Origin of the sequence: Larkinella arboricola (assembly GCF_003259745.1) — a bacterium.
In the GTDB taxonomy this organism is placed as follows: domain Bacteria; phylum Bacteroidota; class Bacteroidia; order Cytophagales; family Spirosomataceae; genus Larkinella; species Larkinella arboricola.
In genome coordinates, this window is record NZ_QLMC01000004.1 from 611,468 (window position 1) to 632,827 (window position 21,360).

13 protein-coding genes are annotated in these 21,360 nt (G+C 52.3%); all 13 read left to right on the forward strand.

The window, feature by feature from the left end; genetic code table 11:
* The first annotated feature begins 32 nt into the window (after nucleotides 1–32).
* The 13 genes from fucP to LX87_RS18245 all read left to right on the forward strand — a co-directional run bounded on the left by fucP (nucleotide 33) and on the right by LX87_RS18245 (nucleotide 21,358).
* Nucleotides 33–1,325: an L-fucose:H+ symporter permease gene (fucP, locus tag LX87_RS18185; RefSeq protein WP_111629679.1), complete on the forward strand. Its 1,293-nt coding sequence runs from the start codon at nucleotides 33–35 to the stop codon at nucleotides 1,323–1,325.
* 56 nt (nucleotides 1,326–1,381) lie between these two features.
* Nucleotides 1,382–1,708: an L-rhamnose mutarotase gene (locus LX87_RS18190; protein WP_111629680.1), complete on the forward strand. Its 327-nt coding sequence runs from the start codon at nucleotides 1,382–1,384 to the stop codon at nucleotides 1,706–1,708.
* 75 nt (nucleotides 1,709–1,783) lie between these two features.
* The gene (locus LX87_RS18195) at nucleotides 1,784–2,557 is read left to right on the forward strand and encodes an endonuclease/exonuclease/phosphatase family protein (protein ID WP_111629681.1); all 774 of its coding nucleotides are present in this window, start codon (nucleotides 1,784–1,786) and stop codon (nucleotides 2,555–2,557) included.
* Between the two features lie 76 nt (nucleotides 2,558–2,633).
* A complete protein-coding gene (locus LX87_RS18200) occupies nucleotides 2,634–3,371 on the forward strand; it encodes a (Fe-S)-binding protein (RefSeq protein WP_111629682.1) in 738 nt (245 codons plus the stop codon).
* Between the two features lie 281 nt (nucleotides 3,372–3,652).
* Complete coding sequence (locus LX87_RS29130; protein WP_229310716.1) at nucleotides 3,653–3,964, forward strand: hypothetical protein; 312 nt, start codon at nucleotides 3,653–3,655, stop codon at nucleotides 3,962–3,964.
* On the forward strand, nucleotides 3,961–4,161 hold the full coding sequence (locus LX87_RS18210; RefSeq protein WP_111629684.1) for a helix-turn-helix transcriptional regulator: 201 nt from the start codon (nucleotides 3,961–3,963) through the stop codon (nucleotides 4,159–4,161). Before LX87_RS29130 ends, LX87_RS18210 begins: the two co-directional genes overlap by 4 nt.
* A 97-nt stretch (nucleotides 4,162–4,258) precedes the next feature.
* Nucleotides 4,259–5,626 carry a lactate utilization protein B gene (locus LX87_RS18215; RefSeq protein WP_111629893.1) on the forward strand — a complete coding sequence of 456 codons (1,368 nt, stop codon included), beginning with the start codon at nucleotides 4,259–4,261 and terminating at the stop codon, nucleotides 5,624–5,626.
* Nucleotides 5,627–5,696: 70 nt separating this feature from the next.
* Nucleotides 5,697–6,287: a LutC/YkgG family protein gene (locus LX87_RS18220; RefSeq protein ID WP_111629685.1), complete on the forward strand. Its 591-nt coding sequence runs from the start codon at nucleotides 5,697–5,699 to the stop codon at nucleotides 6,285–6,287.
* A gap of 56 nt (nucleotides 6,288–6,343) precedes the next feature.
* Nucleotides 6,344–6,907 (forward strand): GNAT family N-acetyltransferase, encoded by a 564-nt coding sequence (locus LX87_RS18225; RefSeq protein WP_229310717.1) that lies wholly within the window; start codon nucleotides 6,344–6,346, stop codon nucleotides 6,905–6,907.
* A 29-nt stretch (nucleotides 6,908–6,936) separates the two neighbouring features.
* Nucleotides 6,937–7,653 (forward strand): (d)CMP kinase, encoded by a 717-nt coding sequence (gene cmk, locus LX87_RS18230; RefSeq protein WP_111629687.1) that lies wholly within the window; start codon nucleotides 6,937–6,939, stop codon nucleotides 7,651–7,653.
* Nucleotides 7,650–8,726, forward strand: a complete 1,077-nt coding sequence (locus LX87_RS18235; RefSeq protein WP_111629688.1) for an NAD(P)/FAD-dependent oxidoreductase — start codon at nucleotides 7,650–7,652, stop codon at nucleotides 8,724–8,726. Before cmk ends, LX87_RS18235 begins: the two co-directional genes overlap by 4 nt.
* 81 nt (nucleotides 8,727–8,807) lie before the next feature.
* Nucleotides 8,808–12,032, forward strand: coding sequence for a hypothetical protein (locus LX87_RS18240; protein ID WP_111629689.1), 3,225 nt, complete (start codon nucleotides 8,808–8,810; stop codon nucleotides 12,030–12,032).
* 521 nt (nucleotides 12,033–12,553) lie between these two features.
* Nucleotides 12,554–21,358: a T9SS type B sorting domain-containing protein gene (locus tag LX87_RS18245; protein WP_170139388.1), complete on the forward strand. Its 8,805-nt coding sequence runs from the start codon at nucleotides 12,554–12,556 to the stop codon at nucleotides 21,356–21,358.
* Nucleotides 21,359–21,360 lie beyond the last annotated feature (2 nt).

Consider the following 21,360-nt stretch of genomic DNA (forward strand, 5'->3'; position numbering starts at 1 on the left):
TAAAATTTTATACCCAATTCTTGTAACCCCTCATGGCAACTGTACCTTCTTCTGCCACGGCTCCGAAAACCGGTTCGACGCGCAACTACACACTGGCGTTTGCGCTGGTGACGAGCCTGTTTTTTCTGTGGGCCTTTGTCCATAATCTGGAACCCATTCTGATTCCGCACCTCAAAAAAGCCTGCCAGTTGACGGATTTGCAGTCGGCGCTGATCGACTCGGCGGTTTATCTGGGGTATTTTCTGATGGCGCTTCCGGCGGGGTACGTGATGAAGAAATACGGGTACCAGCGGGGCATCATTGCCGGTCTGGTGATGTACGCAGCGGGCGCATTTCTGTTTGTCCCGGCTGCCGACACGCGGATGTACGGCTTTTTTCTGGGGGCGTTGTTTATCATTGCTTCGGGTTGTGCGTTTCTGGAAACAGCCGCTAACCCGTACGTTACCATTCTGGGCGACCCATCCACGGCAACAACCCGGCTTAACTTTAGCCAGTCGTTCAACGGACTGGGCGCGTTTCTGGCTCCGGTTGTAGGTGGGCGCGTCATCCTGAGCGGTATTGAACACTCCGACGCCGAACTTGCCGCCATGTCGTCGGAACAGCTAAACAGCTATCTGCAATACGAAGCCGATCAGGTCAAAATGCCGTATATCATCATCGGCGTGGTGGTGGTAGCCGTGGCCGCCCTGTTTATGTTTACGAAGCTGCCGGACATCAGCGAAAGCGAGAAAAAAGCGCCTTCGACCCTGGGCTCCGTGTGGCGGCATCGGCATTTGCGCTGGGGCGTCATCGCGCAGTTTTTCTACGTGGGCGCGCAGGTGTGTGTTACCAGCTTCTTTATCCGGTTTGCCAAATTTTCCAGTGATGTACCCGAAAAAACAGCCGCTGAGTGGCTGGGATGGGCCATGCTGGGCTTTCTGATTGGCCGGTTTATCGGCACCTATCTTTCGCGGTTTATTGCCGCCAACCGTCTTCTAACCATTTACTCGCTGATCAGCGCCGGGCTGCTGGCGGTCGCGATGACCATGCAATCGCAGGTTGCGGTCTGGGCCATTTTTGCCGTTCCGTTTTTCGAGTCAATCATGTTTGCTACCATTTTTTCGCTTGGCATTTCCCGACTGGAAGAAGATACCGAACTGGGTTCGTCGCTGCTCGTGATGGCCATTGCCGGCGGGGCCCTGTTTCCGGTACTGATGGGTTATATTTCCGACCAGAGCAACATCAAAATCGCCTACATCATCCCGTTGTTGTGCTTTTTAGTGGTCGCTTACTACGGCTGGAAAGGCTATAAAGTGCAGAGTGATGAGTTAAAAGTGAAGAGTTAACTTAACAGACTCGCCATTTTAACTCTTAACTTTTCATTCCTAACTCATCACTCCTTATGCGTTATTGTTTTGCTCTTGATCTCGTGGATGATCCGGTGAAGATTGCCGAATATGAGAAATACCACGAAAAACTCCGACCCGAAATTGAAGAAAGTATCCGGTCGGCGGGTATCACGGAGATGGAAATTTACCGCATCGGAAACCGTCTGTTTATGATTATGGAAACCGACGACACGTTTTCGTTTGAGCGGAAGGCCGAAATGGACGCCAGCAACCCAAAGGTGCAGGAATGGGAAAATCTGATGTGGACCTACCAGCAGGCGCTGCCGATGGCGAAACCGGGCGAAAAATGGCTTCTTTTGGATAACATTTTCCGGCTTTAACCGCGCGTTGGACACCAGCTACTGCCGGAAAACGGATTTGTGCGTATTTTTGGCCGGAACCAACCTGACCAATCCATGCGAATTCGTCTATTGCTTGTTGTGGTGTTGAGTGTTTTTTTTCGGAAAGCGATTGCTCAATCGACGATTACGGTTTTAACCTACAACATCCACCACGGTGCCAACGAGAAGGAGCAGAATACCCTTGTACAGATCGGGCGGTTGATCCGGGACTATAGCCCGGATCTGGTCGCTTTGCAGGAAGTTGACAGTGCCACTACCCGCAGCCGCGGCTTCGACCACCTTAAGCAACTGGCCCGGCTGACATCCATGCACCCGCTTTACGGGAAAACCATCAATTTTCAAGGAGGTAAGTACGGGATAGCTATTTTGTCAAAGTATCCTATCATTGCCAGTCAGAATGCAATGTTGCCCAATCCGGACAAAACCGAGCCACGGGCTTTGTTGTGTGCGTATGTGGAGTTGCCGAACGAGAAAACAATCCGGTTTTGCAATACTCAACTCGACAACAAATCGCCCCTGAATCGGGATGTGCAATTGGCGGCTGTTGATAAGGCGCTGGAAAACAGCATTCAGCCCGTAATATGGTGCGGTGACTTTAACACTGATCCCGACGACCCGGAAGTTGAAAAGCTGATGGACCGCTGGGTCGATGCCGGAAAAGATTCGCAGACGCCGACGTTGGTAGGAACCGGAGCGCGGACTGATTACATTCTGACCCTGAAACAAAGTGAATTGCAACTGGTTCGGTACCGGGTGCTGAATGTGCCGAAATATTCGAATCATCTGCCGGTATTGGCAACATATCGTTTCCGAAACCCAAAAAAATGAAGGGTGTTGACGTTGGTTGTGAGCGGGCAAAAACCGTTGCGGCTACCGGAAAGGCCCTTGTAACTACTCACTACGCATGAAAGTCGCACTTTTTTTGCCGTGCTACGTTGACCAGTTTTACCCGAAAGTTGGTATTGCGACACTGCAATTGTTGGAGAAACTGGGGTGTACGGTTACGTATCCGCTCAACCAGACCTGTTGTGGGCAGCCGATGGCCAATTCGGGTTTTGAGAGTATGGCCCACGGTTGTAATGAACTGTTTGTCGAGAATTTTGGAGATAATTACGACGCCATCGTTTGTCCGTCAGGCAGTTGCGCGTTGCATATCAAACATCACCTGCATTCGGACAAGCGCGAAGGCGATGCCACCCATATTCGCAATCATATTTACGAACTGACGGAGTTTCTGACGGATGTGCTGAACGTGGAGCAACTACCGGCGCGGTTTCCGCACAAGGTCGGTCTGCACCAGAGTTGCCACGGGCAGCGTGGGTTACACCTGTCGCAGATGTCGGAACTGGTGGCGGCTCCGTTTTCCAAACCGGAAAAACTGCTGCATATGGTCGACGAGCTGGAGCTGATTAATCTGGACCGGAAGGACGAGTGCTGCGGGTTTGGCGGAACGTTCTGTGTGTTTGAAGAAGCCGTATCGGCCCGGATGGGCGTCGATCGAGTCGAAGACCACGTGCGGAACGGCGCGGAGGTGCTGACCGGGGGCGATATGTCGTGTCTGATGCACCTGGAAGGCATTGTCCGGCGGCAGAAGTTGCCGGTGAAGGTGATGCACATTGCGGAGATTCTGAACCAGGAATAACCGTTTAATAATAGGTATATAGTTTATTTGACTATTTGTAAAGCTAACTTTACTTTTGGTCAACTAAACTTTATATATCTATGAAAGCACAGGGGCTATTACCGCATCATTACCGGCTGATTGGCTGGTTGTTATTTGTTCCGTCGGCAATTTTGGGCCTTGCTGCCCGATACGCTGATTTTAGTTTTGAGTTTCTGTGCTTTTCATTTACCAAAGCTCCCGGATCGGAGGGTAGTTTTTTTGATAAGCTGTTATGGGAGTTGATGGGAGGGGGAACATTTATGAATAACAATTACAATGCAGTAAATTTTACCGACGAGGTAGCTGCTATTGGAATTATAATAGGCTTATTATTTATCGCTTTTTCCAAGGAGAAAGTGGAGGACGAAATGATTAGCCGACTGCGTCTGGAATCGTTGCAGTGGGCGGTTTATATTAATTACATCGTACTCGGTGTGCTGATCATTTTAGTACACGGTGGATTGTTTCTGGAAGTGATGGTTTACAATATGTTTACGGTTTTGCTCATGTTCATCATCCGGTTTCGCCTGGCCATTCGCCGAAATGAACGAACAGTGTTGATGGCGTTATGAAAAATCGGATTAAGGTAGGGCGGGCCGAGCGGGATTTGTCGCAGGCGGACCTGGCCGAGCGGATTGGTGTCAGCCGACAAACGATCAATTCCATTGAAACGGGCCGTTATGTCCCTTCCACCATCCTGGCCCTGAAACTGGCGCAGGTGTTTGAGAAACCCGTCGAGGAGCTATTTCAGTTGGATGAAACGGATTGAACGGGCCAAAAAGAAGGAATTGATCGGTAGATTAATACGTTTATAAAAGAGGAGAATCCTGAATTAACCCTGATAGCTGTCAAGTCGCCAAAATATGATGAACCATTCTCAGGCCGCAGAGGAATTTACCCACGACGTTGACCGGACGACCTGGCACGATAAAACGCTGTGGTTTGTGCGCGAAAAACGCGACAAGGCTGTTTTTCAAATTCCGGAGTGGGAGGCACTGCGCGAAGCCGCATCCCGGATCAAGCACAACGCTTTGTCCAATCTGGATGAATACCTGCTTGAATTTGAGCAAAATGCCATCAATAATGGGGTAAAGGTGCATTGGGCCGCCGACGGCAGGGAACACAACGAAATTGTGCTGCAAATCCTGCGGGAAACCGGCGCGACGCAGATGGTCAAAAGCAAGTCGATGCTGACCGAGGAATGCCACCTGAACGAGTTTCTGATTGAACAGGGCGTTGATGTGGTGGATACGGATCTGGGAGAGCGCGTTGTGCAATTGGCCAAAGAACCGCCCAGCCACATTGTGATGCCATGTATTCACAAGAAGAAGGAGGAAATCGGTGAGCTTTTCCACGAACACCTGGGTACCGAAAAAGGCGCTTCCGACCCGAAATACCTCGCCGAAGCCGCCCGCCAGCACCTGCGCGAAAAATTTCTGACGCGACGGGCCGCACTCACGGGTGTCAACTTTGCCGTGGCCGAAACGGGCGGGTTTGTGGTCTGTACCAACGAAGGGAACGCCGACATGGGCGCGCACCTGGCCGATGTGCACATCGCCAGCATGGGTATTGAGAAAATCATTCCGAAAGCCCAGCACCTCGGTGTTTTCTTACGGCTCCTGGCGCGTAGTGCCACCGGGCAACCCGTTACGACCTATTCGAGCCACTTCCACCGGCCCCGCGCGTGTCAGGCGATGCACATTATTATTGTCGATAATGGCCGGACGACGCAGTTGGGCCGGCCGGATTTCCGGAATTCGCTGAAGTGCATTCGCTGCGGTGCGTGTATGAATACCTGCCCGGTATACCGCCGAAGCGGGGGGCATAGCTACCACAATGCCGTTGCCGGGCCGATTGGCTCCATTCTGGCCCCGAACCTGGATATGCGCAAGAATGCTGATTTGCCGTTTGCTTCCACGCTGTGCGGTTCCTGCTCAAATGTATGTCCGGTCAAGATTGATATTCACGATCAACTCTATAAATGGCGGCAGGTTCTGGCGGCTGAAGGGTACGTAGACAGCAGCAAGAAACAGGGAATGAAAGTGATGGCCAGCGTATTTGCCAATCCGAAGCTGTTCCGTTTTTCGGGAAAGGCGGGCCGGACCATGATGCGTCTGGTTCCGTTCTCGGTTTCCAATCCGCTGAATCCCTGGTACAAACAGCGCGAAATGCCCGAACCACCGAAGGAAAGTTTCCGGGAGTGGTATATGAAGAGATCTAGTAAAGAACAATAAAGAAACGTGATAAACCGCACGGACGGCTTCTTATTCAGACAGCGTCCGTGCGGTTCGTTATTCATAAAAAATGAACAGTCGCGAACGCATCCTGGCCGCCGTCCGTCAGAATAAACCTGAACTCCAGCCTTTACCGGAAACCACCACTTTTGTGTCAGACTTTCCGGATCTTGTTGCAAAATTTTGTGAAATCCTGCGGTTTATTGGTGGAACACCGGTGGTTGTTGCCAATTATCAGGAAGCGGAGCAGTACATCCGGCAGACGTATGGCGATTTGTCAAACATTGTCAGTAAAGTTCCGGTTTTAGAGTCATTAGCAACTACACAGTGGGACGTTGAGGATCCGCACCAACTGGAAGCCGTTGATTTAGCCATCATTCAGGGGGTGTTTGGCGTGGCCGAAAACTCGGCCATCTGGGTGCCGGAGGAGCGGGGTGGACATCGCGTGCTGCCGTTTATCTGCCAGCACCTGGTCCTGATTCTCAACGCATCGGATCTGGTGCCGAATATGCACGATGCCTACCAGCGACTCAACGTAGGAGAAGCGGGGTTCGGCGTGTTTATTGCCGGGCCGTCGAAAACCGCCGATATTGAACAGGCGCTGGTTATTGGCGCCCACGGTGCCCGGAGCCTTTCGGTAGTGTTGTTGCAAAATACCTAATAAAAATGATAGGCCATATCGTAAAAAGCGTATCTTGGCCGAAAACGGGCAGCAACGTGACAACGATTTATTTAGATACCTGCACTCTGCGGCCGTGGCGGGATGGCGATGAATTTTCGCTGTCAGAGCAGGCCAATAACCGCAAAATCTGGGACCGGGTTCGGGATTTTTTTCCGCATCCTTATACCGTGCGGGATGCCAGCTCGTGGATTCGAATGAATCGGTCATACCAGCAGCCGGTCAATCTGGCCATCGACATTGGCGGAAGGGCCGTTGGCAACGTCGGTTTTACCATCAAGGAAGACATTTACCGTCATAACGCCGAAATCGGGTACTGGCTGGGGGAAGCTCACTGGGGACAGGGCATTATGAGCGAAGTGCTGCCGGCGATGGTTAATTATATCTTCTCCAATTTTCAGGTAAACCGTCTTTTCGGCTGTGTGCTGGAAGGCAATACCGTATCGATGCGGGTACTACAACAGGCGGGTTTTCGGGCCGAAGCGGTTCTGAAAAAAGCCGCCTATAAGAATAACCAGTACCTCGATGAGCATATCTTTGCCCTGCTCCGGGAAGAATTTGTGACTCGCCAGGGACAGATTTCTCTGGCCGGAAAGCAGTAGGGTTCTTCGGAAAGTTGTTTCTTTGCACCATGCCAAAAATTGTCATTGCCATCGACGGCTATTCCAGCTGCGGAAAGAGCACGACGGCCAAACAGGTGGCAGCCCGACTCGGGTATGCCTATATCGATACGGGGGCCATGTACCGGGCCGTTAGCTTGTTTTTGCTTCAAAACCACATTGCGCTGACCAATCCGAAAGCTGTTCAGGAAGCGCTCCATCATATTCATATCAGCTTCAATTTCAACCCTAAAACAGGCCGCAACGAAACCTGCCTGAATAGTTTGAATATTGAAGAGGAAATCCGGAAAATGTATATTTCCGATATTGTCAGCGAGGTGAGCGCGATTCCGGAGGTGCGGTATGCCATGGTGGCCCAGCAGCAGAAAATGGGCCGCAAGCGGGGCGTCGTGATGGACGGCCGAGACATCGGAACCAAGGTATTCCCGGACGCCGAGTTGAAAATCTTCATGACGGCCGATCCGGTAATCCGGGCGCAGCGCCGGCAAATTGAATTGCTGCAAAAAGGTGAAATGGTGGGACTGGATGAAATTCTTACCAACCTTAAAAAGCGGGATTTTATTGACAGTAACCGCTCCGAAGGGCCGCTCCGTAAAGCCGATGATGCCATTGAACTCGACACCTCGTACATTACGCTGGACGAACAGGCCGACTGGGTGGTTCAACTGGCCGACGAGAAAATCGCTGAACTCCACCGCAAAGGGCATTTCAAAACACAGAATGCATGAGTGCCGATTATCTGATTGTTGGCCAGGGAATTGCCGGTTCGGTATTGGCCTGGACGTTGCACCAGCGCGGTAAAAAAGTGGTGTTGGTGAATGCCCCACAGCGGCCCTCGGCGTCGCTGGTGGCTGCGGGAATCTTCAATCCGTTGACTGGCCGGAAACTCGTTCGCACCTGGAAGGCCGACGAGTTATTTCCTTTCCTGACGGTTTTTTACGGCGAAATCGAAAAAAAACTCAACACTCATTTTTTGCATTTTACTAATATCTACCGGCCGTATCGCTCCGTTGAAGAGCAAAATACGTATATGGCCTTAACCGCCGATCCTTCCATTTATCAATACATTGCCGAACCGGTTGATAATCAACAATATGCTCCCTATGTTCAGAACCCGTACGGCGGTCTGGAAGTAACCGGGTCGGGGTGGGTGGATGTGCCGGTATTTCTACACGCAATTCAGGAGTTTTTTCGGCAAAGCGATCAGTATATCGAAGCGGATTTTAATCATAATGAGTTAGTTATCAGTAGGGATAACGTAGTATGGCGGGGGCAGGCTTACGGAAAGCTGCTCTTTTGCGAAGGGCCGCACGCGAAGGATAATCCCCTGTTTGACTGGCTGCCGTATAATCCCGTGAAAGGGCAGGTGCTGGATGTCGTGATGGACAATTATCACGTCACCCATATCGTTAATCAGGGGATTTTTATAATGCCCGTTGAATCAAATCTTTACCGGGTTGGCGCCACCTACACCTGGCACGATCTGGATTGGCAAACAACCGAGGACGGAAAAGCGTTTTTAGAGCAGAAATTACAGGCGGTGCTGAAAGTTCCGTACCGGATTATCGGGCAACGGGCCGGGATTCGTCCGGCGACCAAAGACCGACGGCCTTTGATGGGTTTGCATCCGGCTCATCCAGCAATCGGAATTTTCAACGGGTTGGGTACCAAGGGTGTATCTCTGGCTCCTTTTTGGGCGGATCGATTTGCTGACTTTCTGGAAGACCACAAAGAATTAGACCCGGAGGTTAATATTGAGCGTACCTTTTCGTTATATTACAGTGGAAAAAATCCTGTCTAACGTTTGACAATCCTGGCCCGGATGCCAGTTGACAAAATAAGCCAGACGGCAGGCCGAAACAATCCTTAATATAGTGTTATTATGAGTAAGCAATTTATACTGTGTATTGCCGGATTGTTGCTGGTTGCGAGTGGAGCCGTTGCCCAGAATTATCCATCGCAGGAGCAGTTTGGACGAAACCGCATTCAGTACCGCAAGTTTGATTGGAAAGTAATTAAAACTTCCAATTTTGAAATTTACTTTTATCAGGAAGGCAATCAGATTGCAAACCTGACGGCCCAATACGCCGAAACGGATTTCGACCGGATTACCGAAATTCTGGGTTATACGCCTTACAACCGCATCAAGGTTTTTATTTACAATTCTCCGCAGGAATTAGCCCAGAGCAACATCGGTCTGAGTGCTCCCAGCGGAACCAACTACAAAGAACTGAGCCTGTCCAAATCCCGGCTGGAACTGGCTTTTACGGGCGATCAGATTAGTTTTCGTAAGCAATTGATTCGGGAGGTGTCGATGCTGTTTGTGTACGACATGCTGTACGGCGGTAGCCTGAAAGATGCCTTGCAAAGCTCGCTGCTGCTGTCGCTGCCCGAATGGTATATGCCTGGTATTGCCTCGTACATTGCGGAGGGCTGGAGCGTCGAGATGGACGATTACATGCGCGATGTGGCGCTGACACGTCCTGTTCGCAAACCGTCTACGCTCGTAGGTGACGAAGCCCGGTATGTAGGCCATTCCATCTGGAATTACATTGCCGAACGGTATGGCAAAGACAACATTTCCAATATTCTGAACCTTACCCGGATTATCCGGAATGAACAAAGCAGCATTGCCAGCACGCTGGGCGTTCCGTACTCCCGGTTTCTGCGCGAATGGCGCGACTATTATGCGTCGATGGCAAAACCGGTTGTTGATGCCTACAAACCCGGTGAAGACACGTTCCAGCAGACTATATCAACCCTGAAAGAACCGGCACAGCTCACCAGTCTGAAACTCAGCCCCGACCAGAACCATTACGCCTATGCAACGGTCTGGCGCGGCAAATTTGAAGTAACGCTGGTCAATACACAGACGCAGAAAAAGCAGGTTATTCGGAAAGGGGGCTATAAGCAGGAAGAATCACCCGTAAAAATGGCGACTCCGCTGGTGACTTTCCAGCGGGACAACCTGCTGGTATTGACCGAAGAACGCGGTCAGACGTTCCTGTATGTATACAGTAATCTGGCTCAGAAACCGAAGCTCAAGCAACGCATGGTGGTGCGGGGTGTGAATCAGGTAACCGATATGGATGCCTCCGACGATGGGGCCAGTTTGGTGTTTAGTGCCGACCGCCGGGGCCAGAGCGATCTGTACCTGTTCAGCATGGGGCGCGGAACCGTTCAGCAGTTGACCAACGATTTGTACGATGATCTGTATCCGCAGTTTGTGGGTCGTTCGCGGCAGATTGTTTTTTCGTCCAACCGCCACATCGACTCGTTGGGTGTTGATAAAGGAACTTACAAAACCATTCGCAATCAGCTTAGTCTGTTTTTGCACGACGGAACGCCCCGTGCCGAAGCCGTTACCCGGCTGACCGATTCGCTGAGTACGGCCATGCGCCCGGTTGCGGGTACTGAAAATACCGTATATTTCCTCGATGATGCCAGTGGGGTGCGTAACCTGGCCCGGCTGGATGTGGAGAATAAAACCAAAGCTTATGTTACCGGTTTAAGTCAGAACATTCGCCGGTATGACCTCAATCCAACTTCCGGCGCGATTGTATACAGCCAGTTGAAAAACGGAAACGAAGTGATTGGGTTTCGGGGCCGAACCAACCTGAGCCAAAGCCAGCAGTTGCCGCTGACGCGCCGGGCCACGGTTCTGGATGTGCCGAAAGCGGAAGTTGCCAGCAAGCAGGCTACACCGGTCACTAATTCCGCTGCGCCTGCCAACAAAACGGCTGACTCCATCTCGACCGCATCCAAACTGAAACTCGAGCCGGGTGAAGTCGATACCGACAATTACCAGTTTGACAGCGACGTAGCCAAATCAATTGAATACCGGCAACGGCGCAACCAGAGTACGACGGCTTCGGTGACCATCCCGCGTACGCGTCGTCGGGAGAACGTGACCATTCGCGGGCCCTACAACTATCAGGGGCTATTTGTTGCCAGTGACGCCAGTTCCGACTGGCGAATTGACCCAATCCGTGGGTTCGGTTACTTCCAGTCGCTCACGATGAATGATCTGCTGGAAAATCACATCATCCGGGCCGGTTTGTTTATTACCACCAACCTGCGCAACAGCGATCTGTTTGCCGAATACCACAAACTGGTAAACCGGATTGATTACAGCGCCCGATTCGACCGGAAGACCATTTTCTCCCCTGAAGGCCAGTATCAGAAATACCGTTTCAACAAAGTAACCTTATCGGCTTCGTATCCGATCTCGGTTAACAGCCGGTTTACCATTGCGCCATTTTACGTGGTGACCCGGTATCTGGACCTGTTGCAACCAGGTGGTAGCTCTTCCGATTATACGGGTGCCCGCGCGGAGTATGTGTTTGATAATACGACCCTCAACGGCATGAACATGATTGATGGAACGCGTTTCAAAATCCGGTACGAAAATTACGTCGGGCTGACGGAACGGGTTGAAGGCGGTGTTCGTCGGGGAGCGGGTAGCTTCGACCGGATTACGCTTGATCTGCGGCATTATCAGAAGATTCACCGTGATATTACGCTGGCCCTACGGTTTTCGGGTAGCCATTCGGCGGGTCGCGCTCCGAAGAAAAGTACGCTGGGGGGCATGGAAAACTGGATTGGTATTTCGGAAGGAACCAGAGATCAAACCAGAGCAAACAATCCGCTGTTGATGCCTGCCAATCGCGACAACCGGGATGTGTTCTTCCTGGATCTGGCGGCTCCCTTGCGTGGCTTCCGGCTGGGTAAACTGACGGGAACCAGTCATATGCTGGGTAATGCCGAACTTCGTTTACCAATCATCCGGTATTTGCACCGTGGTCCGGTAACCTCCAATTTCCTCCGTAATTTCCAGTTGGTGGCATTCAGCGATATCGGTACGGCCTGGGCCGGAAAGGGTCCGTTTAGCCGCCAGAATAGCCTGAATACAGAAATTGTGGGTGGAGCCGGTGACCCCTTCCAGGCGATAGTGACTAATTTCAAAAATCCGTTCCTGTTTGGCTACGGCGCCGGTGCACGGACGATGCTGTTCGGTTACTACGTGAAATTTGATTATGCCTGGGGTGTTGAAAATGATGTGGTTGGAAAACCCATTGCGTATCTGACACTCGGCTACGATTTCTAACGATTAAAGAGACTCCTGACGTAAAACCCCGCTAAAGCGGGGTTTTTGCGTTTATAGCTTATGTTTTCTGAAGCGATAGCCACGATTGAAAGGATTTTCATTTCAACAGAAATCCTGACGGCCTGAAGTGACCTTTATTCGGATAAGAAGTCTGAATGATTGGCAAACTCTGTTTACAGGTAGAGCCCGTCTCAAACAGAATAACAGGTCGTCAGATGAAAGAAACATTTACTTTGGGAAAAGACATACTTGGGCAACGGACTCAAAATGTTCGTATTAACCGCCGGGATGATCTTCGGGCAAGGCAGCTGACGCATTACCAAGTACCGGCTGTGAGGCCACAGCTCATTGACGTCCCTTCCCAGAATCCACGCCTGACCATGCATGTGTTGAAGCTGAAGCAGCCCGCTCTTTATTCTCCAGGTAACTTTTCTGATTTATTATATTCAAAATCGTGCTTGCTCAAGCAAAATAAATTATTCTCCGTTACAGCATATTGGATCATAAAAACATTGGCGCTGATGCTGTGCAGCGTCGGGGTGGCGTTTGCTCAGAGTCCAAATCTGTACATTCGCGCCAAAATCGATAATGCCCGGCCTGCCTTAAACGATGTTGTTTCCTACACCCTTGTTGTGGGAAATGATGGGGGTGGAACAGCGACGGATGTGGTGGTGAACGATGCCTTATCTGCCGGAGCCCAATACAGTGCCCATACGGTTCTGCGAGGGGCTAATTCGTTTACCCCGGCTACCGGTGACTGGCATATTGGCTCAATTGCTACTGGCGATTCGGCGGTGCTGGAATTGAAAGCAAAGGTGGTCGAAAGAGGGGTGTGGTTTAATACCGCCGAAGTGATTGCCAGCCAGGGCACGGATCCCAACTCGGTACCCAATAATCAGGACGTGTCGGAAGATGATCTGGCGTTGACGTGTTTCTCTGTGCCGCTTCACTGGTATCCGGGTGACGAATATACCGTTGCTATCCCGATTCCGCTTACCAACGTTCAGTGGACCCGCAATGGACAGACGCAGTTTTCTGCTGACCAGGCTATTGCTACCGGTAGTACCATTGTGATTAAATCGCCCGGTAATTATTCTTTTTCAGGAATATTAGGAAGCTGTCCGGTGGGCGGTTGTTGTGCGATTGAAGTTATACCCGGACCGGATTGTCAACTGAGCCTGACCGCTGTTGCCAGCCCTGCCTGCGAAGCCAGCCCGCTGGTATTGAATGCTACACCCCAGGGAGGAAGCGAACCCTATCAGTACGTCTGGACCGGCCCGAACGGATTTAATAAAACCGGTCAGAGTCAGACCATTCCGGTGGCAACGGTTGCGGATGCCGGTGTATATACAGTAATGGTAACCGATGCCAACAACTGCACCGCCGTCGCCAGTACAACCGTGCTGGTTGGAACATTGCCAACTGCGGTTTGTAACTCACCGGTTTGTGAAGGAGAAACCATTCAACTTTCGGCCACCAGCGGAGGAGCGTCCTACCAATGGTACGGCCCGAACGGGTTTACGAGTTCCCTGCAAAGTCCCACGATTCCGAATGCAACGACTGCCCACGCAGGCAGTTATACGGTTGTCATAACCGGCGTCACAACGTGTTCCGGAACAGCCATAACCACGCTAACGGTTCTGCCGAAACCGATCATCCAGGCAGTCGTTAGCCCTAGTGCTTGTGTGGGCGGGAATTTCAGTTTGTCGGCTACCGTCACTGGAGCGTCACAGCCGTACCAATATGTCTGGACCGGCCCGGACGGATTTTACGAAACGGGGCAGACTGTTGCCGTCAATAACGCGCAACTAACCCACGCAGGCAGTTACACCCTTACGGTATTTAGTTCAAATGGCTGTAGCTCTACAGCCGTTACAGCACCGGTAACCGTCAGCGCTTGTGCCTGTAATCCAATAGCCTCTGCTTTGTCGTCCAGCATTTGTGCTGGCGAGACAGTCAACCTGATTGCCCCTAGCGGATTTACTAGGTATACCTGGCGGGGGCCAAACAACTTCAGTTCGATAGCGCAGAACCCGGTCATCAGCAGCGCACAAGTAACGCAGAGTGGTACTTATACACTAACGGTATCAGGGCCTAATTGTACCGGTACGGCCACCATCGACATCACAATCCATTCTCTACCCGTTGCCCAGGCGTCTTCGGCGACGGTTTGCAGTGGAACAACCGCTTCAGTTCAACTCAGTGCCTCAGGGGGAAGCTCATATGTTTGGGTAGGTCCCAACGGTTTCAATAGCAACCAGTCCACACCAGTTATTCCTAACGCCACAGCGGCAAACACGGGCAGTTACACGGTAGTGGTCACCAACGCCAGTGGCTGTACGGCAACTGCGACGACTTTGGTAACGGTGGGTTCTTGTCAAGTTCCACCGATGTGTAATCTGGTCGGGGAGGTGACATCGTCTGTACCAGCGGTATGCCCGGGGGGCAGTGCAGTCTTAACGGCCAGTGCCACCGGTGCGGTGGGCGATGTCAGTTACACCTGGAGTGGACCGGGCTTATCGTCCACGAATGGCAGTAGTGTAACGGCTGGTAACCTGACGGCGACGACGACCTTCACGGTAACCATCGCCGATAGTGGGGCAGGCAACTGCTCCATCACTCGCACCGTTACCGTGCAGGTCAGCCCGCAGCCGGTGGTAACGCTGGTTGCAACCTCAGATCCGGGTTCTTGTACGGATAGCGAGACAGGTAGTATTACTTTAGGAAGTCTTTCAGCCAATCAACCTTACCAGATTAGCTATAGCGGTAACAACCAGGCCGCAATAACAGAAACATTCAATGCCGATGACAACGGCGAAATTGTACTGAACGCTCTTGCCGCCGGTTCATACAGCATAACGGTCACCACAGGCTCGTGCAGCAGTGATCCAATACTGGCAACCCTGACGACTCCGGAAACGCCTGAAAGGCCACAGATTTCCGTTTCGCCTTCCGTTACGACCTGCCTGGGTGAAACCGTGACCTTAACAGCAACAGGCGAGGAGGGAGCCGTCTTCGAGTGGACAGGTTCGGGCCTGTCGGCGTCAACGGGCGCGGTGGTACGTGTTATCCCGACGGTGGAGGGCACTCAAGCCTATTCAGTACGCCAAATCGTTAACGGTTGTACGAGTGAAGAGTCGTTGAGCGTTACTATTACCGGTGTTCGGTGTACAACCTGTACTGTCGAACCACCCATCATCAGTTGCAATGTGACGGATATTTGTCCGGGTGATGCGGTTGAATTGAGCGCTTCAAATTGTGCGGGAACCGTAGTCTGGTCAACGGGAGCGACCGGACAGACTCTTGTTGTTTCTCCCCTCGTTTCAACGACCTATACGGCCCAATGCCAGTTGCCGAATTGTCTTAGCGCACCATCAAAACCGATTGTGATCAGGGTGTCTGATCCACAACCACCGGTCATTACAGCGGACGCTTTAACCATCTGCGTGGGAGGAACGGTCAGTCTGACGGCGACCGGTTGCGAAGGGACGGTGATCTGGTCGACGGGCGAAACGGGTTCGATTATTACAGTGAGTCCCGAAGAAGCTACAACATATTATGCTAACTGTCGCATACACAATTGCATCAGTGCCCCCTCAGGCTCTGTTACAGTTCGGCCTGGTCCGTTGCCGACTCCGTACATCAGCAGTAACACCAACACGGTTTGCCCGGGCGAAACCGCTACGCTAACCGTCTCAAATTGCACCGGTATTCCCCAGTGGTCAACCGGCGAAACAACAGCCAGCATTCTCGTTTCTCCGAGTCAGACAACTTCCTACACCGTTGTCTGCCAGCAGGGTTCCTGCGTAAGCCCGGTGTCGGCTAGCCAGACCATTACAGTTGACAAACCGCAACCGCCGATGGTCGATATCAGTGCTGATGTGGTCTGTCTGGGAGGTTCCGTTCAATTAACGGCAATGGGGTGTTCAGGAACCGTAATCTGGTCAAATGGGGCGACGGGGGCCAGTGTCAGCGTTTCACCCACCAGCAATACCACCTACCGGGCGTCGTGCAAAGTGGGCAATTGCACCAGTGACCTTTCACAACCGCTTTCCGTTACGGTTGTCAATCCAGCCGCTCCGATTATTAAATCGGATAAAACCATGATCTGTGCCGGAGATAACGTTACCCTGACCGCCGAAGGTTGTGCGGGTGGTCAGGTGATCTGGTCAACGGGAGCCACCGGCAACGCCATTACGGTAATGCCCGGTGCTACCACCACGTATACCGCTCAGTGCCGGGAGTTCAATTGCACCAGCGTTGCTTCCAATGCCATTGCAGTCAATGTCACCAACAGTAGCGCTCCAACACCAACGCTAACAGCCTCTGCAACCGCCATTTGTGCTGGCGAGCCGGTTACCCTGACGGCCAGTGGATGCGGTACAGGGACGGTGGTGTGGTCGACGGGCGCGACCGGCAATAGCCTGGTCGTGAATCCGGGTCAGACAACGGAATATTATGCCGCCTGTAAAATGAGTGCGGAATGTAACAGTGCGCCCGCTAAAGTGACAGTAAGGGTCAATACACCGCCAACGCCGACGATTCGGGTGTGTAAGTGTACCGATGGGCATATTTGTCCGGGTGATGAAATTCAACTGACGGTGACCGGTTGCTCGGGCGTACCGTTGTGGTCAAACGGCGCAACGTCAACTAGTATTCTGGTGTCACCTGTTCATACTACCGCTTACACCGTTGTTTGTCAGAACAGTTTCTGCACCAGTTCACCTTCAGAAGCCTATACCGTGGTCGTGGATATGCCGACTCCGCCGGTAGTTTGGGCATCAAAAACAGAAATCGAACCGGGCGAAACGGTTACGCTCTCGGCCACGGGTTGTGTAGGGGGCCAAATTATCTGGTCAACGGGAGCGACCGGCAGCAGCATCGACGTGAATCCGACAACGACTACGAGTTACTACGCGCATTGCAAAATCAACGGCTGTCTGAGCGATCCAACCCCCATTACCATCAAAATAAAGGGCGAGTGTGATGTGCCAGCACCAACCGTAACGGCTTCGACGACCGTGGTTTGTTACGGCGGCTCGGCAACGCTAACGGCAACCGGCTGTGCCAATGGAACCATTATCTGGTCGAACGGCGAAACGGGAACCAGCATTTCCATTGGAAATATGACCGGGAACCGGCCTTACACCGCTATATGCAAGGTGAGTGATACCTGTGAGAGTACGGCATCGGCACCAATCAGCGTATCGGTAATAATGCTTAATCCGCCTACAATTGCGGCTGATAATAAAGTTCTTTGCCCGGGCGAAGCAACCCGTCTGACCGCCGTTGGCTGTGCGGGAACGGTTATCTGGTCAACGGGTGCTACCGGAAACAGCATTGATATTCAGCCCACCACAACCACCGATTACTGGGCTACCTGCACGCTGAGCGACTGCGTGAGTGAGCGATCACCACTGAGCACGGTCAGCGTAGGAACGCCCGTTTCGCCGACCATCACCGCCAGTTCGACAACCGTATGTTTCGGCCAGGCTGTAACGTTGACGGCCGCCGGTTGCCCGGATGGTAATGTCATCTGGTCAAACAACCAGGTAGGCGTTCAGATCATTATTACCCCGGCTTTATCAGCGACGTATTCGGCCGTCTGCTGTACTTCAAATGCGTGCAAGAGTGGTAAATCAAACGATCTGGTTGTAACGGTCCGCCCCAAAGTAAGCAAACCGGTTGCCGTCAACGTGACCAACGCCTGTCCGCTCACGACAGCCGATTTGACCAAAGCCGTTAGTGGTTCGGTGTCCATACCGGAAAGTGTGTTTGAGTTTTACACCAGCGCTACGCTTGATCCGGCGCAGAAGGTAAGCAACCCCAATGCCGTTACAGCTGGAACTTACTATGTAGTGGAAAAAACGGCGACGGGTTGCTACAGCCTGCCCAGTCAGGTGCTGGTGACCATCATCGACTGCAATGACGTAACACTTTGCACGACTAACCCGGCAACGGCATCGGCGGGCGCGGATGCCACCATTTGTGCAGCCAAGGAATACAAGTTGAACGGAACCATTGGCGGAGCAGCTACCAGTGCCGTCTGGACCAGCAGCGGGACCGGAACATTCGACAATGCGGCTTTGCTGAATGCCATCTATACACCTTCGTTGGCTGATGTTGAGGCCGGATTCGTTACCCTGACGTTCACCACGAACGACCCCGACGGAGACGGTCCCTGTCAGGCTGCCCAGGATGCAATGCAGTTAACGATTGAGGGGCTGAAAGTGCAGCCGACCATTGGTGCGGTCAATACCGTCTTGTGTCACGGTGATTCCGTGGTTCTCCAGGCATTGCCCGATGGCTATAACTACCTGTGGAGCACACTGGCTACCACACAGAGCATTGTGGTTAAAACCAGCGGTACATATTCGGTACAACTGGTCGATAATAACGGCTGTACGTCCGTTGCTTCGGAAGCCGTAACCATACAGATTAATGAGTCAATCGAATCGCCGGTTGTTCCGATGATGGCCCGAAACGCCTGTCCGGAGCATACGGTCAATCTGACCCAACTGATTGAAAGCAACCCGGTAACGGCGGGTGGCGTATTTGAATTCCACATTGGCGACAAACCGGATAGCCCGGTTGTGATGCGGCCCGATTCGGTAGGTCACGGTGTTTTTTATGCCTTTGAACGAACCAGTTCCGGCTGTTACAGCGAACCGTCGATGATTGATGTCGCCATTTTTGACTGCAATACCGATACGTGTCGGACGGATTTGTACGTCACCTACACGGTTGACAAGCCCAATGCCAGGCCAGGTGAGATTGTTACGTTTGACGTTAAACTTGGGAATAACGGCAAGTGCGCGGCTACCCATAGCGACATCCGGATTATTCTCCCGCCGGGTCTGGAACTGGTGTCACCGGGAAATCTGGTTGTCGACGCACACGGTCACCTGGGCGCCTGGGTAACGGTTCTGCCGGAACATAATGAAGTTTCGTACCAGTACACCGCCCGTGTGCTGACGCAGGGGCCGATTGTTAACCTGGTTGAAATAACGTACCTCGATCAGGTTGATCCGGAGCTTTCAAATAATAAGGCTACGGTTACAATTGGCGACAGCACGGGAGCACATCCGATGGCGGTGGGGGTGGCCAAGTCGCTGAAAGGCGTTGTACAGCGGGAAGAAACCCTGTTTGAGTTCACGTACGACATTGCCGTAACGAATTACAGCGATCAGGATGCCACGCAGGTTCAGGTGACGGATGATGTGCAGTCGGTATTTGATCCCCACGTCATTGAATCGGTTTCGGTGGTGATCGACAGCGCATCGACGCTCAGGCTCAATACCGATTATTCAGGCTGGGTTGGTCATACGCAGTTGCTGACGACCGAAAGCCTGGTGAAAGCCGGGGCTACGGAACACATGCTGCTGAAAGTCAATGTGCGGACCCATCCGGACGGTAGTTTGACGACAACCTTCCTGAACCAGGCTTATCTGTTGGCCCAGGTAAATGGGGATACAGTCGATGACGCTTCTACGAACGGTCGCAACGCCGATCCTGATAACGACGGTAATCCGAAAAATAACAACGAACCCACTCCGGCCCGGTTCGACTCGAATCCGCCTTCACAGATCGGTGTGGCACTGGCCGTTGCAAATGTGGAAGTCCAACCTGACAGCAGCTACAACGTAACCTATAAAGTAACGGTTAGAAACTACGGTACAACGGATTTGACGCAGGTACAACTGGCCGACAGCCTGATTGCCGGCTTCGATGAACCCGTTTCGTACCGAGTGGTCAGTCCGCCGGTAGTAGGCGCTGGCAGCACGCTAACGCCGAATCCTGAATTTGCCGGCAGTGGCTTGTCGTCGCTGCTGGATGCGGCCAACAGCCGTCTGGCGGTTGGGGCTTCCGATACGGTTCAGGTGATGGTGAACATCAAGCCGAACAGCGTAATCGGGCTATTCTATACGCAGGTGGTTGGCACGGCTATCCACGCCGATACGGTAGTCACCGACCTCTCCAACAATGGATTCAATCCGGCTCCCTTCGGCAGTGTTCCGACCGGAATCCGCTTTGATTTGCCCCCGTCGTTGCTCGGGGTTGCCAAGTCAGTCAGCAAGCTGGAAGATCTTGGCGCAGGGGTTTACAACGTCACGTACACGATTAAAGTCGCGAATCTGGGATCACAGGACCTGAAGCAGGTTCAGGTGGTCGATAACCTGACCGAAACCTTTGGAAACGATGTACTTATTGGCCCCGACAAGCCAAAGCTGGTGGCCGATGCCGGTCTGATCGTCGATACCACCTATACCGGACAAGGGATGTTGACCAACCTGCTGGTTGATTCGTTGAGTACGCTACCGAAAGGTACTGTCCGCAACATTCATCTGACGGTGCGTGTCGATGTGCGTAATAGTTCCAGCGAAGTTTATCAAAACCTGGCTATCGCGAAAGCCGTGACACTGGATGGAAATACAATGCTGAGCGATACATCGACAAAAGGCTCCAATGTCGATCCTGACAACGATCTTGATCCACGCAATAACAGTATACCAACGGACGTAACGCTGCGGGGTACCCCACTGGATTCACATATCGGGGTCGCAATGGCCGTGAAGGATACGGCCCGCCAGGCCGATGGCAGTTATAACGTGACCTACCAGATCATTGTTAAAAACTACGGATCGAAGGACTTCACGGATGTGCAGGTGAGCAGCAAACTGGTCGATGTGTTCAACAGTACGACCGGGGCCAGCTACAAACTGCTTGATAAACCGGCTAGTTCCGGGGGTAGTCAGTTGCTGGTTAATACGAATTACGACGGTGATGCCGATAGCCACCTGCTGATGCCGGAAAGCAAACTGGCGGCTGGCCGAAGCGACACCCTGCTGTTGCCGCTGAACATAAAAACGGATGGTCGCACGACGCCATACCTCCATACCGCTTACGCCCAGGCCGTGGTCGGTTCGGATACCCTCTATGACACGTCAACCGACGGCTTTGAGCCGGATCTGAACGGCAACAGCAATCCGACTGAAATCGACGAAAGCGTGGCTACTCCGCTGATCCTGAATGGGAAGGGAGACGAGGTTATTATTCCGGAAGGCTTCTCACCCAATGGCGATAACATCAATGACCGGTTCATTATTCGCAACACCGGTGGCGCTACGGTATCGCTTGAGGTATTCAACCGCTGGGGCCATACGGTTTATCGCAACCACGATTACAAGAATGACTGGGACGGCACAACCAATACCGGTGTACGGGTTGGTTCGAATTCGAAAGGGTTGCCCGAGGGCACCTACTTCTACATCGTTGAGTTGAGCGATGGCCGCAAGTTTATCCGATTTATGACGATTAATCGCTAAAA

Coding starts and splice junctions, on each gene's coding strand:
- fucP (WP_111629679.1), top strand. CDS start 33: ATGGCAACTGTACCTTCTTCTGCCACGGCTCCGAAAACCGGTTCGACG.
- LX87_RS18190 (WP_111629680.1), top strand. CDS start 1,382: ATGCGTTATTGTTTTGCTCTTGATCTCGTGGATGATCCGGTGAAGATT.
- LX87_RS18195 (WP_111629681.1), top strand. CDS start 1,784: ATGCGAATTCGTCTATTGCTTGTTGTGGTGTTGAGTGTTTTTTTTCGG.
- LX87_RS18200 (WP_111629682.1), top strand. CDS start 2,634: ATGAAAGTCGCACTTTTTTTGCCGTGCTACGTTGACCAGTTTTACCCG.
- LX87_RS29130 (WP_229310716.1), top strand. CDS start 3,653: ATGAATAACAATTACAATGCAGTAAATTTTACCGACGAGGTAGCTGCT.
- LX87_RS18210 (WP_111629684.1), top strand. CDS start 3,961: ATGAAAAATCGGATTAAGGTAGGGCGGGCCGAGCGGGATTTGTCGCAG.
- LX87_RS18215 (WP_111629893.1), top strand. CDS start 4,259: ATGAACCATTCTCAGGCCGCAGAGGAATTTACCCACGACGTTGACCGG.
- LX87_RS18220 (WP_111629685.1), top strand. CDS start 5,697: ATGAACAGTCGCGAACGCATCCTGGCCGCCGTCCGTCAGAATAAACCT.
- cmk (WP_111629687.1), top strand. CDS start 6,937: ATGCCAAAAATTGTCATTGCCATCGACGGCTATTCCAGCTGCGGAAAG.
- LX87_RS18235 (WP_111629688.1), top strand. CDS start 7,650: ATGAGTGCCGATTATCTGATTGTTGGCCAGGGAATTGCCGGTTCGGTA.
- LX87_RS18240 (WP_111629689.1), top strand. CDS start 8,808: ATGAGTAAGCAATTTATACTGTGTATTGCCGGATTGTTGCTGGTTGCG.
- LX87_RS18245 (WP_170139388.1), top strand. CDS start 12,554: ATGCTGTGCAGCGTCGGGGTGGCGTTTGCTCAGAGTCCAAATCTGTAC.